The following is a 14,883-nucleotide window of genomic DNA, read 5'->3' on the forward strand; positions in this document are numbered from 1 at the left end:
CAGCCTTTATAATTTCACTTATTCTTTCCTTCATCAGAATTTATTCTATGTTTTCAAAATGCGCGTATTTCCTACTCTGATCTCGGTAAAGAAACCGGTATTTCCAGAGTGGCAGTAAAAGCCCGAATTCAGGCTCTGGAGAAAAAAGGCATAATTGAAGAATATACAACTATAATAAACCCTCAAAAGATCAGCGGTGCTGTTTCATGCTATTTTGAAATCGAGACAAAACCAGACCATCTGTCGCAGGTGACAGATATATTACATAACAATGATACCGTCACGCAGATTTACCGTGTCACAGGAAGAGACAAGCTGCATGTACATGCCGTTGCTTCATCAAGTGATGAAATGGAACACTTCCTGCACACAGTCATTGATACACTTCCCGGCGTTATCAGCTGCAGCTGCAATATGATCTTATCACGTATTAAAGATATTAAAGGGTTGCGGCTATAGAAGTCAGAACAAGACACATATTTAACTGCAAATACTTAATCAACTCATACGTTAATGCTGAAATTCCGCCTTAACTTATACACGTTTGTAAATAATGGGATCATCGTATCCAAAAGTCCGCTTTCCATTAACTTCCATAATTTCAGATACTTCCAAACAACTATCAGAAAACTTTTCCCAAAGCTTAAAGGTCATTACTGGTGAAAACTGACTTGTGCTACCTCCCTCCCAGATGCCATCATTTTCATGATAAAGTGCCGGCTTAAACTTTTTAGATTTTTTCAGTTCACTATAATCAACATTTTTCATAGAATCATATGAAAATGTATTTTTGTCTTCTCCTTCCGGAATCTCATAGGAGGAAAGTAAAATTCCATCTTCATTTTCTGTAATAAGGAAAAGGTGCGGTGATGCATGACGGTTACCATTTGTCTCATAGTAACTTTCTTCAACAATAAATTTTCCATTAAAATCTTGAGGAATATTATTTATTTTGTCATTGCAGACTGTATTTACATGCTTAGCATAAGGATATATTTTTCCTGTTGCCTGCATCATACTAAACTGCTCTTTATTATCAAAATGTCCCGTCATCATACCAATAAAATTATCAAGTTTCATCATTTTATTTTACCTCCATAAATACCGATTGAGCTTTCCCTTATTGTTTCCCTTGTGTTATATCGTCCCACCAGTGTTTACGAACTCTGATAAGGGAAAATACAAGGGCACAAGATGTCCGGTGGACATCTGCTCTGTGCCGACCGAAGCGGCAGCGGAGACCAAGAAAAATCTATAAAACAGTATAACACAAAATAAAAGTGACATGGTGAACTGATTGAAATGCTTCTGATTTTTGTAGCAAATAATTGATTGAACGATAAGGAGATAAGATACGATGAGAACAATATTTGCAGAAAAGAATTTGAGAACCACACCCGGATCAGATTGTGCATTAAACACACTTGCCATTGATGAACCACTAGAATATGCGAGACTGTATCTTGATGGGAATTTACAGATGTGGGTAGATGCAGAAGATTCCTTGACATTATAGTAATGTTCAAAAAAAGCTCTCTGTGCAATGCACAGGAGCTTTTTATATGTAGACCTCTATTTATTTGTGCTGTCTGCATCAATTACAGACTGAATCTGCTTCATAAGGGCATCATAGTTGTCCTTGTTATCAATTCCGCCGAGCATTGGTTCGCCTACAATATTGCCATTTCTGTCAACAAGTATAGTTGTTGGAAAGGCCATGATTTCTGAGGCATATTTACCGGCAGCACTAGAGGAGTCAATTGACAGATTACGATATTTGACACCCTGGCTTTCAAGAACAGAGGCAGCCTCTTTGATAGCTTTTTTATTGCCATCGAAGGTCTCAGTGTTGATGCCAACAACTTCTCCGCCCATTGATTTGATAGCATCATTTAATTCGTTAAGCTTGGATAATTCAGCGACACATGGTTTGCAGCCGGTAAACCAGAAATTGACGACTGTTACTGCATTACCGGAAAACAGGCTGTCATCAACCTTATTGCCATCAAAATCCTCACCGGAAAAATCACTGAATACAGATGAGGCATTAGAGCTGTCCTTCTTGTTATCGTCTGATGATGTATTTTTGTTTTCAAGCTCTGCTATCTGTTCCTCGATTTTTCGTATGGTTTCAATATCCTCATTAAGTGTTTTAAGCTCATCATCTGTGAATGAATTCTTGTTTGATTCTACGGTACCGGCAAGATAATCAGCATAATTTCCGTTTGGGTCGGCATCACTTTTGTTCATCATGCCAAATACCTTGTTCCACACATCAGCGTGATCTGCAAAAAGCTGATTTTCCTGCTGATATAAATCATCAAGCTTGGAATCTGATTTGCCGGATGCTTCTGAGCCGGCTTCAGTCTGAGTGTTCTTAGAATCTGTTGTGGAAGCTTGCTTTACGCCACATGCTGTAAGTGATAATGCTATGCAGAGTGTAAAAATAGAAATAAATGATAATTTGTTTTTCATGAGTAATTTCTCCTTTAAAATAATAGTAAAATGTTTAATAGTTATCTGTTGTCATTTTTTTGACATGATTTTCCCATAAACCGGTAGCAGATGGCGTCCTTCGGACAGGCCTTTATGCAGGCACCGCAGCGTATGCACTCGGGGTGATCCGGTGTCTCACACACATCCACATCCATCTTACATGCCTTTGAGCATTGACCGCATCCGACACATTTACTGCTATCAACGGTGATTTTGAGCAGGCTGACCTTATTAAATAATGAGTAGATTGCTCCAAGCGGACAAATCCATTTACAGAAGGGCCTGTAAAATAAGATACTTAGTACAATCACTGCAATTAAAATCATACACTTGAAAGAAAAAAGCTTTCCCAGCGCAGAACGGATAGCAGCATTTCCAATAGATAACGGTATAGCACCCTCTAAAACACCCTGAGGACAGATATATTTGCAGAAGAACGGGTCTCCCATTCCTATAGAGTTCGTTACAAGCATCGGAAGAAGTATAACGAAAACAATAAGAATGACATATTTTAGGTACCTAAGAGGCTTTAGTTTGGCTGTGGATAATTTCTTCCCGGGGATTTTATGAAGTAAATCCTGAAACCATCCAAATGGGCACAAAAAACCACATATAAATCTGCCGAGAGTTACACCGAGTAAAATAAAAAATCCGGTTATGTAGTATGAAAACTTAAATTTTGATGATCCGACAACTGCCTGAAATGCCCCTATTGGACAGGCTCCTGTCGCGGCAGGGCAGGAGTAGCAGTTTAATCCGGGTACGCATACTGTTTTTGCATTGCCCTGATATATTTTACCCTTAAATAAATTTGGAATATGAATATTGGTCAGCAGCGTTGCTACGGCCTGTATCCAGCCACGTACTTTTGCCAGTTTTCTTGATAGTAATTTCTTTTCCTTATCCAATTCCGACACACTCCAGACATAGTTTTATTGCTTTACCAAGCACTGTAGCCGCCTCACCTCTGACTGCACCATAGCTTATCATGGATACACCAAGGATAAGCAGAATGATTTGACATGTTTTTTGGTATTTCAACATAATGTTGCTCCTTTTTGTTGTATTGTTGACCAGCTGACTTTGGTATTATAAAATATAGGTTGTAAAATTATTGTTAAGAAGCAGGCGAACATTTTGAGATTATTAATTGTTGAGGATGAGAAACAAATATGTGATATGGTTGCAAAGAGTCTGTATGCTGCCGGTTATGAGGTGGATACCTGTTATGATGGGAAAGAGGCTCTTGAATGTATACTGTCGGAGAATTATGATCTGATAGTTTTGGATTTGAATCTGCCGGGGATGGATGGCATGGAACTTCTTAAGGAGCTTAGAAAATACAATGATGAAACTAAGGTTTTGATATTATCTGCAAGAGGTCAGATTGCTGATAAGGTAGAGGGACTGGATGCAGGAGCAAATGATTACATGGAAAAACCATTCCATCTGCAGGAGCTTGAGGCACGTATCAGAAGCCTGACAAGAAGAAAATTTGTACAGAATGATATATGTCTTAAATGCGGAGAAATAAAGTTTGATACGATTAAACGCGAGGCATATGCAAAGGAAGAGCCGGTTCCACTGACAAGAAAAGAGAATGGTATTTTGGAATATTTACTTATCAATATAGGCAGGCCGGTGAGTCAGGAGGAGCTGATAGAGCATGTGTGGGATGCCACGGCAGACAGCTTTAGCGGAGCAATCAGGGTACATATGTCTTCACTTAGAAAAAAGCTTAAGGCGAAGCTGGGATATGATCCCATTCAGAACAAGGTAGGTGAAGGCTATAAAATACGGGAGGAGTCTGACAGATGAAAAGAATGTCGCTACAGTGGAGACTTACGTGCATTACTACATTGTGTATTGCTATTATATGTGGCTGCCTGACTATGTTTGTCTATAAAAATGGTGTGCATTACATTGATTCTCTGCAGGATGTGGTAGAGTCACAGGGGGATGAAAAAGGAAACAAATCAGATGAAATATATATCAACATACCGGACGATAAGTGGGATGAGTTTGCGGATGAATTTTCGTTTCAGGTATACAATAATAAGGCCGACTATAAAAGAAACAGTCTGATAATCACGGTTTTGCTGGCGCTTTTGGGAGGTGTCGTCACTTATTTTATAAGCGGGCATGCACTCAGACCAATCAGGGAGTTTTCAGATAAAATTGAAGAGGTACAGGCTCAGAATCTGTCTGATTCAAGAATAGAGGAAAACAATGTTAAGGAACTGAACCAGCTGGGTATTTCTTATAATAAGATGCTTGAGCGTCTGTCGGAAGCATTTGAGATACAGAGACAGTTTACTGCAAATGCAGCACATGAGCTGCGTACTCCATTAGCGTTAATGCAGGTACAGCTTGATTCATATAATTCTGCCTCTCACCCGGGAAATGATGCAGACACTTTGCAGACCATAAAAATGGTTACGGAACAAAATGATAAATTAAACAGGATGGTAAAGACTCTTCTTGACATGAGTGAACTTCAGACGGTGGGAAGGGATGATAAAATTATATTGGATGCCATTGTTGAAGAGGTTTTGGCAGACCTTGAGCCTCTTGCCGTGGAAAAGAATATAAAGCTGATTGGAAAATGTGAGGATGCCACTATGATAGGCAGTGATATCCTTATTTACAGGCTTGTATACAATCTGGTTGAGAATGCCATCAAATATAATCATCCGCTCGGACAGGTTACAGTAACCGCATATCAGAGAAACAAGCATGTTTGTCTGTCTGTAGAAGATACGGGAAGCGGAATACCAAAGGAGTTTATGGAGAGAGTGTTCGAACCATTCTTCCGTGTGGATAAATCCAGAAGCCGGGAGCTGGGTGGCGTAGGGCTAGGTCTTGCTTTTGTTCGTGAAATCGTTAGAGTACATGATGGCAGTATTTGTATCAAATCAGGCAAGACTGGGGGAACGATTTTCGAGGTGACTTTTGCACAGCATTCAATGTAGCGTTCCATTTTCCCCATTTACAACTAATATTTTTCCATCTATGTCCACGACAACATATGAATGGCAGGAGGAAAGTTCAGGAAATCTCTCCACAAATTCCGATTTATTTCAGTTGCAAAAAATAACTTTCATGATTTCTTCTTCATTGTCTCTGGTAAATTTGCTTAATTCATAAGATCGGATCCTCTGGTTGACCAGTATGGGAACTACAAAACCATTTTTCACCAAAACAGCTAATCTGTTAATAATTGTTTTGTTCGTGACTGACAGTTTCCTGCTGACTTCAATCGGTGTAAATTTCCCTTTATAATCCGTGATCAAAAGTCTCAAAAGTTCCTTTTCCTTTCCTTTCAGGAACGATAAACTTGCAGCAACATCTTCCTCATTGGAAGCCATCTGCAGATCACAAACCTTTCCAGAGTATAACTTTACCATCCTCAGAAAATAGTTGATCCAGATTTCCGGATGGGGCGGATTATCTCTTCCGGAATAATATAATGCAGGAAGTCCCATCTGGATGGATTCGTAATATTCATCGATATCATAGGCAAAATATTCTTCCAACGACCCGATTCCGTTAAATCCGTATCCGTTTAAATCCATAATGTAACCGGAAAGTAATCTTGCGGTTCTGCCATTGCCGTCTTCAAAAGGATGTATGGTTACTAATTGGTAATGTACCACTGCAGCTACGATTAGTGGATGATCGTCTGTCGTATTTACATACGTTACCAATTCGTCCAGCAGATCTGGAATATCACAATATTCCGGGGGAATATAATCCGGCCGTCCTGTCTTAGAGTCATATACGGCAAATAACACTCCCGGCGGCATAGATCCTCTAAGACCGATTTTTTCCTTGGATGCCCCTTTTTCTACCAATTTCTGTACATCTAAAATAAGTTTTTTAGAGAATTTCTCTTTTCTAGTTATCTTTTGTTCCAGAAAATTCAATGCGAGAAAGTAATTCCGGACTTCCTGCTCCGGTTTCAAATAATGCTTTCTTTCATCATTCTCAATCACCTCATCCACCTGTTTTTCTGATAAAGGATTGCCTTCTATCTTATTTGAAGCATAAGTACTTTTTTTCTTTGAGTTCTTGCGCAGCTTATTCATAACGGTTTGGGACAGCTTGATCGAAGATACTTTATATCGGTTTTGCTCGATTTCCGTAATATACTTTAATATTTCGTTCGTTAAAGTTACCTTAATCATGAAAAAAAGTCCTCCTTTTCAATATTATTATATTCAAAAGAAAAACTTTTTTCCATTATTATTTCACTATTTTTACACTATTTTTCACTATCTGTAAATCTCATATACAAGCTGGAATTTGGCTATTTCGTTGCAACAATACTTATCCAATGATTTTTTGCATTTGAATACGTTTTGATCTCTGTAAAACCCGCTTCTTTCAAAGCGGCAACAAGTTGTTTAGATGTGTAAATCTTCATACCATTGATCATCTTTGTCCATTTTTCATCTGCGGCATTCGTTCCGTCACTCTCGTTACAAATCAGGAATATTGTGCAATTTTATTAAATGGTACATATTTTGCTGAATTTTGTCCATTCTGTAATGTACCCGGAAATGCATTTGTTGTTGCGTCACCAAAATTAACGGAATTCAGGTTTGTAATTAATTCGGTTGTAACGCCTTCAGCCGCCTGCAATGCACCAAGGAATGTATTATTTAATTCGTGTCAAAGATATAACAAGTAATGGTATAACTTCAAAACTTACAATGCTTCCAGAGAGTGGGGAATTTGATGAATGGGTTAATGTTACGCTTACTAAAAAGCAGACAAATGAAGTAAAAGCAAATCCCCAAAAATACTGAGTTATTGATAAGAAAACGCCTTTTGATTATCTTGATCTGCATTTTAATAATTTTTACGAAATGAAAATGAGAGTGATACGTTTTCCAATACCTCAAGGTTCTTATGAATGCATTATTACAAATCTGCCACAAGATAAATTTAATTCTGATGAAATCAAACGGTTATATGCAAAACGTTGGAGAATAGAAACCTCTTTTCGAGAATTGAAATATACCTTAGGACTAACACGTTTTCATTCAAAGAAACCAGAATATATTATGCAGGAAATATGGTCAAGAATAGCTCTGTATAATTTCTGTGAAATTATAGCAACTAATGTTGTTATAAATGAGAAAAAAGGCTACAAACATACATATCAGCTCAACTATACCGAGCGATTCGGATTTGCTGTTACTTTCTATCAATAAAAAAAGAAAAAGCTCCACCCGATGTAGAATATCTAATCGGACATGAGCTTCTTCCTATACGTTCTGGGAGAACAGACCCTCACAAAGTCAAGCCCCAGTCTGTGATAAGCTTTTTATATAGAGCAGCTTAAACAAATATTAGTATATACCATTTTTAAGGCAGATGAAAGCATCTGTCTGTTTGTTGTGCAAATTTATTATGTTAAAAGTGTTATAAGATAGAAATACAGCAGATAAACAAAATGTTTATCCGCTGTATAAGAATTTCTGACTATAAAGCAATCCTTATCTAAATGACATTTGGCTGTTTACCGAATCCTTTGTGGGATATGCTTTGTTTATGCTTTACCTAATAAGACACTGATATTTTTAGTAGATAGTCCTCTTTTTTGTCCTTAAATAGCTTATCTACTTCATTTATATTTGCCCACTTTAGTAGAATTTCCGTAGTTTCATCCGTTGAGACTTGAATTTTAAATTTTTGTACCGCTGTTGATATTCCTTCAATCATATCCCCATCTTTTATTGGAAAATCCGTTTTATTGTATGAAATCAAATTCACATATTCTTTTTCCTCAATGCTCCAATTATTAATAGGAAGATACTGGGGAAGAACGATTTCAACGATATTACTCTTTTTCTCCATTTTAATCTCAATTTCAGAATCCACTTTAGAATCTATATGTGAATGTCCTACAATATCTATAGGATAAGACGTATCATTGATAATTACAATATTGTTTTGCGGATATCCTCTTTCATTCACAGGAAATTCTATCTCCTTTTTTTCCTCCAATGCAGACCTTTCATGACATCCTCCTAGAAAAAGCACCACAGGAATTGTAAAGACACAAACCAAAACAGCTAAAACCTTCTTGTATATTTCCATGCATTACTTCCTCCTCCTAAGCTGTAAGTGAAGTTACCAGAAGAGTTTAACTTCACACTCCTATGAACACCACCATTAGGTTCTAGCAGTAACAACGTTTGCAATAACATAGACTCATTATTTGATGTACTATCTTTATTTAACACCTTAACTAGTAGTTTATTATGCTTTTGAACTGTCAATCTAAATTCGTTAATTTTCTTTACAAACAAGTCAAATGGCTTAGCCAATTCTTCTGGAATAAACGCACAGTTTTTCATATAAAATATAGTGAAATCATCACATGCTTTTTTATATTTCTTAACAGCGCTATCATTCTTTTCTGGTTCTCCAATAGTAAAATATACCTCCCGAGAAAGGTATGTGAAGTCAAATGCCTTTTCCATTAATTCTTGAATTATTGCATACTCTTTATCAAACTTATGCTGGCTAACATATATTTTCTGTTCAATAATACCTTTTTCATTTTCAATCTTCATATCAAAATAATAATCTATTTTTTTATCTATCATTTTTTCTATTTTATTTTTTGCAAATAATATAGTTGACACTACTATTGTTGCTCCACCTCCGAATGCAGATATAAATATTTTTAAGTACTCCATCAATAATTTCTCCTCACAAATTCCGATTTGCAAAACACATTCTTTTTTACATAGGCACAGTATACCACATTTCCTGTGCCTATGCGATTCAGTCTAACTCATTATTTGAAATTACAGAATATTCTCTCGCGGACTTTTTTTGCAAAAACATATTCTCTCGTGGACTTTTTAAAAAAATAGGACCCAGATTACACCTGAACATAAAATTCAGGCATAAACTAAGTCCTATCTCAAAATTATATAGTTCACCTCACAATCTTCCCATTATCCAGTAATCAGCCAGATAATATGACATTGTAGGTATTGATTCATTCGGCGCCGTCCTAATCCTTACCTCAAAATTGGTATTAAAAAAATAGGACTTAAATCATTCAAACCCTTGTTTTATAAGGTTTCTCTTGATTTAGTCCTATTTTAACGTATGCCCCCGTGATAACTTTTATGTCTGGTGTTCCATACAATTCGATCAACTCTTCTAAATACTTTTTTCTTACGATAAGTTGCATGGCGCCATCTCCTATTTCCACTTTCTAAAAATTATTCATTTTTCGGTAATATGGTTTACAAACACATATTAACACGATCTGTATCTTCTGTCATTAGCCTATTCCCACTTTTTAAAAAATATTCATTTTCAGGTAGCGAGTATCCACAAAATCGATCTTCTGCTCTATCAAAAAAAACGGAAGTCTGCATTTTGCAAAATCTTCCGTTTATATTCTATATCTAACTTATCTGGTGAAAGTATATTTACGATTGACTTTATATTCCATCAAACTCTGATTTACTTCTTATCCTACAAATATTACTTTCATTTTTTGCTTGTTTTCGGTTTATAATCCTTCATCTCTGGAATCGCCCCACCTGACACCGCCCACAAATACAGGCTTGCAACGCTGCAATAGGGACTAAAACGCCGACGATATTTCTCAAATAATTTGCGGTCAATCTTACGATGATGGTAGACCATCCGCAATCCACGTTGGATCGCAAGATCATCATAACTAAAAATATCTGGACGCTGCATACAAAAGAGCAAGATCATCTCCGCGGTCCAGACACCAATACCTTTTAAACTGCTCAATTCCCGGATAGCCTCCTCATCCGACATTTGCCAGACTGCATCCAGATTGCAAGTCCCATTATGAACTTTTTCTGCAAAATCCGTGATATACTCCGCTTTTCGGAAGGTCATGCCATAAGACTGCAATTTGGAAATATCCGTCGCCAGAATCGTTTCCGCATTTACTTCTCCCAGACCTTCCTGCATCCGCTGCCAGATAGTTGCCTGTGCTTTTGTGGATATCTGTTGCCCGATAATATGATGAATGACCGAAGAAAACAGGTCTGTATCCGTTTCTCTTTCGATCATACCAATCTTCTCAATCACTTCCGCAAGTTTTTCATCCTTACTTTTGAGATATGAAATTTCATTTTCTCCATATGCAAAATACATATCCCACCTCCGTGCTTTTTGTTGTACTTTCTTTCCACACCGACATCCTACCAACTTACAAACAGTATACTGCTTTCCCCAGTCACCCTTATTGCGTTTCTTTTATTCTCTGCTTTAAGACTTTGTATTTCTTGAATCGTCTCCCACATACCAGTAATCGCAGACTTCTCCTCCGCCTGCCAACGTATGCTCTCTATGTAATGTAAAGTGCATGAGTTTCGCTGTGAGGAAATCCACATCACACATGACCGGCAAAACCTCCAGATAGCCTTCTTTCCTAGCAAAATTATTGAGCGGACATTGCGTGAAATGATAGTAAAATCCCTCTTGATGCTTTGTATCATCAATATGGAAATCCCAGGAAACATCCTTGTATTCCGGGTGCTCGTCCAGCCATGCCGCATCTTTTTCTATCATCTTACGGAACTTTCTGACACCGCTTTCCTTATTTCCATTCACAAATAAACCTACTATTTTCAGCACAGGCATAGACAGAATAGCCGTACACATTTCCCGCAGATCACTGACGGATATTTTCCCATCGGCAGCCTTCCAGATCGCCAAAACGACCAGACATTCATAGATATTGGATGCCATAGGATTGTCCTCGCCCACATCATCTACACGATCCAGCATATCCCGATATACACCATCCGCCTTTGCTATCAGCGCTTTCGTATATTCCTTCCCATATCGCTTATTGAGTTCCTTTTTCATAAGAGGGATCAGTAATTTCCAATATTTATCCGTGTACGCCATCATAGGTCAGCCCTTCCTAAAATACATTTTTCGCTATTTTTTACGGGTAATGCGAAATGTCATTTCCACCATAGTGATCATATATATTTTCCGGTATGTCCTGTTGCTCCAAAAATAACGACTTTCTTCATTTCTAAACCCCAAATCACAAAGCATCCCAATGCTCTTTTGTCATTAGATTTGTATGCCCAATGCGAACCTCATGTAAAAGAGGCACCGGCACATCCTCGCAGGTATGATGATAAACAAAGCCCAATTTTTCCTGCACACGTTTGGACTTATCGTTGCCGTCATAATAGCCACACCAGATCTTTTTCATTCCAAGATCTTCAAATCCATGGCGCAAAAGTTCTCTTGCGGCTTCCGGCATATAACCCCTGCCCCAGAATTTTTGTCCCAGCCAGTATCCCAGTTCACATTCATCGTCCCGGTCTGTCATGTCTGTATGTCCCTTCAGTTTCAGCTCGACAGCCCCGATCGCAATGTTGTTTTCCTTTTCACAGATCGCGTAGCACTCCGGTCCGTTAAAGACATTTCGGATCACCTCTTTACTTTCCTCCACGTTTTTATGTGGCGGCCATCCCGCAACCGGACCCACCTCCGGATCTTTTGCATATGTATATAAACTGTCCGCGTCTGCCTCTGTCCATTTTCGCAATAATAATCTTTCTGTCTCCAGCATTTTTACCCCTTACTCTTTTGAAAAATTTCTTTTCCCCATATTACTATATTTCCAATGTTTTTTCCATTTCATTTGACAATCTCCCTTCCTTCGTATATATTTAGTTAGGTTTCTAACAATTAGAAATCTAACTAAGGAGGCAATCATGCAGGAAACATTCCATTATCTTTTGATGTCTGATCATCTGATGATACAAAAAGCCCTGATCTCCAGTGTCAAAGATACCGGATTGACCTCAGGACAACCAAAAGTTCTCGATTATCTGCTCCGCCATGATGGGGCAATCCAAAAAGAAATCGCCATATTCTGCCACATTGAGCCGGCGTCTTTGACCGCCATCTTAAATGGCATGGAAAACAAAGGTTATATCAAACGAAAGACTGCCGACAGCAATCGCCGCTCTCTCCATGTCTATCTCACGGAAAGCGGAAAAAAGTATGCTGACCGTCTCAATCTGGAATTTGCCCGGATCGAATCCCAGGCTTTAGAGGGCTTTACCCCGGCAGAAAAGCAACAATTACAGGACTTGCTCGGTCGCGTATATGACAACATGGTAACTACTTATAAGAAAGAAGGCACAAATAAATGAAACATTTAAAAACTAGAATCCCTATGCATTTTATCGGACTTTTCGTAATGACCATCGGCATTGCGCTTTCCGTAAAATCAAATCTGGGTGTATCACCCGTCAGTTCCATCCCTTACACCATGACCTGCGTCTGGGGCATTGAGATGGGCAAGGCAACCATCCTTTTCCATATCGTACTGGTTCTGATCCAGATCCTCTTATTGCGAAAAAATTTCAAACCCGTTCAGTGGTTACAGGTTCTGATCGGTGTCGTATTCGGTTACTTCACGACGTTTTGTAACTATCTGGTATCCTTCCTGCCAACGCCGGAAAATCTGGGCATCCGTATCGTCATGGTACTTGCCAGCACGGTGTTTGTCGCACTGGGTATCTTTTTATACCTGCCGGCAAACCTGATCCCACTCGCCGGAGAAGGCTGTATGCAGGCGGTATCCTCTGTAACCCATGTTGAATTTTCCAAGGTTAAGATCGGCTTTGACTGTACCATGGTCCTGATCTCAGCCGTCACCTGTCTTAGTTTATTGCACACACTGGGAAGTGTTGGTGCCGGTACCATTATTGCCGCTGTCTTAGTCGGCACGCTGGTCGGTATCCTCAACCGGGCATTTGGCAAGCAGCGCGATAAGTTACTTGGAAAAGAGGATGAGACTGCTGTCTCAGAAGAAACTTCCTCCAGTTATGTCATCACCATTTCCCGTGAATTTGGTAGTGGCGGACGTGAGATCGGAAAACTTCTGGCTGAGCGTTTCGGTTTTCATTACTATGATTCCGAACTGATCCGCCTTGCCGCAGAAAAAAGTGGTTTCTCACCGGAATATATAGAGCAGAATGAACAGACTTTGAAAAACCCGCTTCTGCATGATTTCTTTGCCTGGTATGCCGGACCTTTAGAGCAGACTGACCTGCCAATGGTCGACCAACTTTTTGCAAAAGAATCTGCTCTGATCCACGAACTTTCCCAGAAGGGTTCCTGCATCATCGTAGGTCGTTTAGCAAACTACATATTAAAAGATATGCCGACAGCCTACCATGTTTTCATCAGTGCAGATCTGGATGCCGAGGCTGCCAGAGTCTCAGCACGTGACAATATTTCTCCGCAATCTGCCGCTGCAAAGGTGAAAAAGGTCAACCATGAGCGTACCATCCACTGCAGACACTTTACCAAGACAGATTGGGGCAATGTAAAGAATTACGATCTTTGTATCAAATCCGACGATTTTGGTGTGGCAGAAACTGCCCAGATCATCGGCGATCTTTTCCAGAAAAAAATGGGACTATGATTGTAGCATCATAATAGCCCCTCAAGTATTTGCATAATATCCGCATTGACCGCCAGCCCTTTGTCCTCGATATCTTCCGGCAGGTATGCCTGCCCCTGATTGATACAGATATAAAAGGCATTCTGCCAGTTTGCCGCATATTGCCAGAAATTATACTTGATGATACCTGGCGTATTATAACCTACGCCGAGTTCCAAAAAGACGATCTTTTTTCGCATATGCTCTTCCATAAAGCGCACATAAGATGCGGACGCCGCTTTCCAGCCCGCATCTTCCACAAAGGTATTGTCTGCGCGCAGGTTCATGCTCATAGGTCTGCCGCACTTAGGACAGCGCGGAACAAGTTCAGCGGGAACGCTCATCTTAGGCATTACGCCCTCCGGCAGATACAAAGCCCCATCCTCCGCAATGGCATACCCCTGCGCCAGAACCATATCCCGCACAGTTTTTTCATTATCATATGTCTTAGCATGACAGGGTCTGCCGCACTGAAAAAGTCCATAGTCGCCCTGGGTATAAAAGAGTCTTTCCTTTGCAAATCCCGCCTTTTGGAACTGATGATCCACATTGGTCGTCAGCACGAAGTAGTCCTTATCCTTTACCAGCGCATACAAATTCCGATATGTGCCATTCTCCACATCCTGATAACGGTTGATATAAATATAGCGGCTCCAATACGCCCAATACTCCTCAAGCGTGGCATAATCATAAAAGCCACCGGAATACATGTCGGAAAAGCCATACGCGCTCCCAAAATCTGAAAAATACTTTTCAAAGCGATCGCCACTGTAAGTAAAGCCTGCCGCCGTGGAAAGTCCCGCACCGGCACCGATCACAATGGCATCTGCATCCTCAATTTTTTGTCTGATAAGTTCTATTTTGTCCGCTTGCTCTCTCATCTTCTGTGC

General features: G+C 39.4%; 18 protein-coding genes and 2 pseudogenes. 7 read left to right on the forward strand and 13 right to left on the reverse strand.

Annotated features, from left to right (window positions below):
- The first annotated feature begins 42 nt into the window (after nucleotides 1–42).
- Nucleotides 43–459, forward strand: coding sequence for an Lrp/AsnC family transcriptional regulator (locus tag H8R94_RS06875; protein WP_186854293.1), 417 nt, complete (start codon nucleotides 43–45; stop codon nucleotides 457–459).
- Between the two features lie 75 nt (nucleotides 460–534).
- On the opposite strand, the gene H8R94_RS06880 is transcribed toward H8R94_RS06875, so the two are convergent.
- Nucleotides 535–1,083 carry a hypothetical protein gene (locus H8R94_RS06880; protein ID WP_118534968.1) on the reverse strand — a complete coding sequence of 183 codons (549 nt, stop codon included), beginning with the start codon at nucleotides 1,081–1,083 and terminating at the stop codon, nucleotides 535–537.
- A gap of 289 nt (nucleotides 1,084–1,372) precedes the next feature.
- Between H8R94_RS06880 and H8R94_RS06885 the strand changes: the two are divergent.
- Nucleotides 1,373–1,516, forward strand: a pseudogene (locus tag H8R94_RS06885) (DUF6061 family protein); the annotation flags it as partial.
- Between the two features lie 56 nt (nucleotides 1,517–1,572).
- Here H8R94_RS06885 and H8R94_RS06890 read toward each other — a convergent pair.
- From H8R94_RS06890 to H8R94_RS12165, 3 genes are read right to left on the reverse strand one after another with little or no spacing between them, the layout of a single operon-like run.
- Nucleotides 1,573–2,475 (reverse strand): TlpA disulfide reductase family protein, encoded by a 903-nt coding sequence (locus tag H8R94_RS06890; protein ID WP_186854216.1) that lies wholly within the window; start codon nucleotides 2,473–2,475, stop codon nucleotides 1,573–1,575.
- Nucleotides 2,476–2,516: 41 nt separating this feature from the next.
- A complete protein-coding gene (locus tag H8R94_RS06895; protein WP_186854217.1) occupies nucleotides 2,517–3,404 on the reverse strand; it encodes a 4Fe-4S binding protein in 888 nt (295 codons plus the stop codon).
- Nucleotides 3,397–3,540, reverse strand: a complete 144-nt coding sequence (locus H8R94_RS12165) for a CD1871A family CXXC motif-containing protein (RefSeq protein ID WP_009263530.1) — start codon at nucleotides 3,538–3,540, stop codon at nucleotides 3,397–3,399. Before H8R94_RS12165 ends, H8R94_RS06895 begins: the two co-directional genes overlap by 8 nt.
- Before the next feature lie 93 nt (nucleotides 3,541–3,633).
- Between H8R94_RS12165 and H8R94_RS06900 the strand changes: the two genes are divergently transcribed.
- Both H8R94_RS06900 and H8R94_RS06905 read left to right on the forward strand, forming a co-directional pair.
- Entirely contained in the window at nucleotides 3,634–4,314 is a 681-nt protein-coding gene (locus H8R94_RS06900) for a response regulator transcription factor (protein ID WP_022024520.1), read from the forward strand.
- Nucleotides 4,311–5,468 (forward strand): sensor histidine kinase, encoded by a 1,158-nt coding sequence (locus H8R94_RS06905; RefSeq protein ID WP_186854218.1) that lies wholly within the window; start codon nucleotides 4,311–4,313, stop codon nucleotides 5,466–5,468. The genes H8R94_RS06900 and H8R94_RS06905 overlap by 4 nt, the downstream gene beginning before the upstream one ends.
- 108 nt (nucleotides 5,469–5,576) lie before the next feature.
- Here the strand turns inward: H8R94_RS06905 and H8R94_RS06910 are convergent, their stop codons facing one another.
- Both H8R94_RS06910 and H8R94_RS12445 read right to left on the reverse strand, forming a co-directional pair.
- Entirely contained in the window at nucleotides 5,577–6,683 is a 1,107-nt protein-coding gene (locus tag H8R94_RS06910) for a Fic family protein (protein WP_186854219.1), read from the reverse strand.
- A 122-nt stretch (nucleotides 6,684–6,805) separates the two neighbouring features.
- A pseudogene (locus tag H8R94_RS12445) lies at nucleotides 6,806–6,994 on the reverse strand (class I SAM-dependent methyltransferase); the annotation flags it as partial.
- A gap of 379 nt (nucleotides 6,995–7,373) precedes the next feature.
- Between H8R94_RS12445 and H8R94_RS06920 the strand changes: the two are divergent.
- Nucleotides 7,374–7,715, forward strand: a complete 342-nt coding sequence (locus H8R94_RS06920; RefSeq protein WP_186854220.1) for a transposase — start codon at nucleotides 7,374–7,376, stop codon at nucleotides 7,713–7,715.
- A gap of 349 nt (nucleotides 7,716–8,064) precedes the next feature.
- Here H8R94_RS06920 and H8R94_RS06925 read toward each other — a convergent pair whose 3' ends face one another.
- The 6 genes from H8R94_RS06925 to H8R94_RS06945 form a co-directional block, all read right to left on the reverse strand.
- Entirely contained in the window at nucleotides 8,065–8,604 is a 540-nt protein-coding gene (locus H8R94_RS06925; RefSeq protein WP_186854221.1) for a hypothetical protein, read from the reverse strand.
- A complete protein-coding gene (locus H8R94_RS06930; protein WP_186854222.1) occupies nucleotides 8,580–9,209 on the reverse strand; it encodes a hypothetical protein in 630 nt (209 codons plus the stop codon). Before H8R94_RS06930 ends, H8R94_RS06925 begins: the two co-directional genes overlap by 25 nt.
- 371 nt (nucleotides 9,210–9,580) lie before the next feature.
- Nucleotides 9,581–9,715, reverse strand: a complete 135-nt coding sequence (locus H8R94_RS12285; RefSeq protein ID WP_279286813.1) for a hypothetical protein — start codon at nucleotides 9,713–9,715, stop codon at nucleotides 9,581–9,583.
- 305 nt (nucleotides 9,716–10,020) lie between these two features.
- Nucleotides 10,021–10,665 carry a DNA-3-methyladenine glycosylase family protein gene (locus tag H8R94_RS06935; RefSeq protein ID WP_178009248.1) on the reverse strand — a complete coding sequence of 215 codons (645 nt, stop codon included), beginning with the start codon at nucleotides 10,663–10,665 and terminating at the stop codon, nucleotides 10,021–10,023.
- A 114-nt stretch (nucleotides 10,666–10,779) separates the two neighbouring features.
- Nucleotides 10,780–11,427 (reverse strand): L-2-amino-thiazoline-4-carboxylic acid hydrolase, encoded by a 648-nt coding sequence (locus tag H8R94_RS06940; protein ID WP_186854223.1) that lies wholly within the window; start codon nucleotides 11,425–11,427, stop codon nucleotides 10,780–10,782.
- A gap of 142 nt (nucleotides 11,428–11,569) precedes the next feature.
- A complete protein-coding gene (locus H8R94_RS06945; RefSeq protein ID WP_118280589.1) occupies nucleotides 11,570–12,106 on the reverse strand; it encodes a GNAT family N-acetyltransferase in 537 nt (178 codons plus the stop codon).
- 145 nt (nucleotides 12,107–12,251) lie between these two features.
- Between H8R94_RS06945 and H8R94_RS06950 the strand changes: the two genes are divergently transcribed.
- A complete protein-coding gene (locus H8R94_RS06950) occupies nucleotides 12,252–12,695 on the forward strand; it encodes a MarR family winged helix-turn-helix transcriptional regulator (RefSeq protein ID WP_186854224.1) in 444 nt (147 codons plus the stop codon).
- Nucleotides 12,692–13,975: a cytidylate kinase family protein gene (locus H8R94_RS06955; RefSeq protein WP_186854225.1), complete on the forward strand. Its 1,284-nt coding sequence runs from the start codon at nucleotides 12,692–12,694 to the stop codon at nucleotides 13,973–13,975. Before H8R94_RS06950 ends, H8R94_RS06955 begins: the two co-directional genes overlap by 4 nt.
- A gap of 8 nt (nucleotides 13,976–13,983) precedes the next feature.
- Here H8R94_RS06955 and H8R94_RS06960 read toward each other — a convergent pair whose 3' ends face one another.
- The gene (locus tag H8R94_RS06960; RefSeq protein ID WP_118280591.1) at nucleotides 13,984–14,874 is read right to left on the reverse strand and encodes an SIR2 family NAD-dependent protein deacylase; all 891 of its coding nucleotides are present in this window, start codon (nucleotides 14,872–14,874) and stop codon (nucleotides 13,984–13,986) included.
- Nucleotides 14,875–14,883 lie beyond the last annotated feature (9 nt).

The sequence above is a fragment of the Roseburia lenta genome, from assembly GCF_014287435.1.
GTDB classification, from domain to species: Bacteria; Bacillota; Clostridia; order Lachnospirales; family Lachnospiraceae; genus Pararoseburia; species Pararoseburia lenta.

Coding starts and splice junctions, on each gene's coding strand:
- H8R94_RS06920 (WP_186854220.1), top strand. CDS start 7,374: ATGAGAGTGATACGTTTTCCAATACCTCAAGGTTCTTATGAATGCATT.
- H8R94_RS06940 (WP_186854223.1), bottom strand. CDS start 11,427: ATGATGGCGTACACGGATAAATATTGGAAATTACTGATCCCTCTTATG.
- H8R94_RS06910 (WP_186854219.1), bottom strand. CDS start 6,683: ATGATTAAGGTAACTTTAACGAACGAAATATTAAAGTATATTACGGAA.
- H8R94_RS06960 (WP_118280591.1), bottom strand. CDS start 14,874: ATGAGAGAGCAAGCGGACAAAATAGAACTTATCAGACAAAAAATTGAG.
- H8R94_RS06905 (WP_186854218.1), top strand. CDS start 4,311: ATGAAAAGAATGTCGCTACAGTGGAGACTTACGTGCATTACTACATTG.
- H8R94_RS12165 (WP_009263530.1), bottom strand. CDS start 3,540: ATGTTGAAATACCAAAAAACATGTCAAATCATTCTGCTTATCCTTGGT.
- H8R94_RS06880 (WP_118534968.1), bottom strand. CDS start 1,083: ATGATGAAACTTGATAATTTTATTGGTATGATGACGGGACATTTTGAT.
- H8R94_RS06950 (WP_186854224.1), top strand. CDS start 12,252: ATGCAGGAAACATTCCATTATCTTTTGATGTCTGATCATCTGATGATA.
- H8R94_RS06945 (WP_118280589.1), bottom strand. CDS start 12,106: ATGCTGGAGACAGAAAGATTATTATTGCGAAAATGGACAGAGGCAGAC.
- H8R94_RS06930 (WP_186854222.1), bottom strand. CDS start 9,209: ATGGAGTACTTAAAAATATTTATATCTGCATTCGGAGGTGGAGCAACA.
- H8R94_RS06890 (WP_186854216.1), bottom strand. CDS start 2,475: ATGAAAAACAAATTATCATTTATTTCTATTTTTACACTCTGCATAGCA.
- H8R94_RS06955 (WP_186854225.1), top strand. CDS start 12,692: ATGAAACATTTAAAAACTAGAATCCCTATGCATTTTATCGGACTTTTC.
- H8R94_RS12285 (WP_279286813.1), bottom strand. CDS start 9,715: ATGCAACTTATCGTAAGAAAAAAGTATTTAGAAGAGTTGATCGAATTG.
- H8R94_RS06935 (WP_178009248.1), bottom strand. CDS start 10,665: ATGTATTTTGCATATGGAGAAAATGAAATTTCATATCTCAAAAGTAAG.
- H8R94_RS06925 (WP_186854221.1), bottom strand. CDS start 8,604: ATGGAAATATACAAGAAGGTTTTAGCTGTTTTGGTTTGTGTCTTTACA.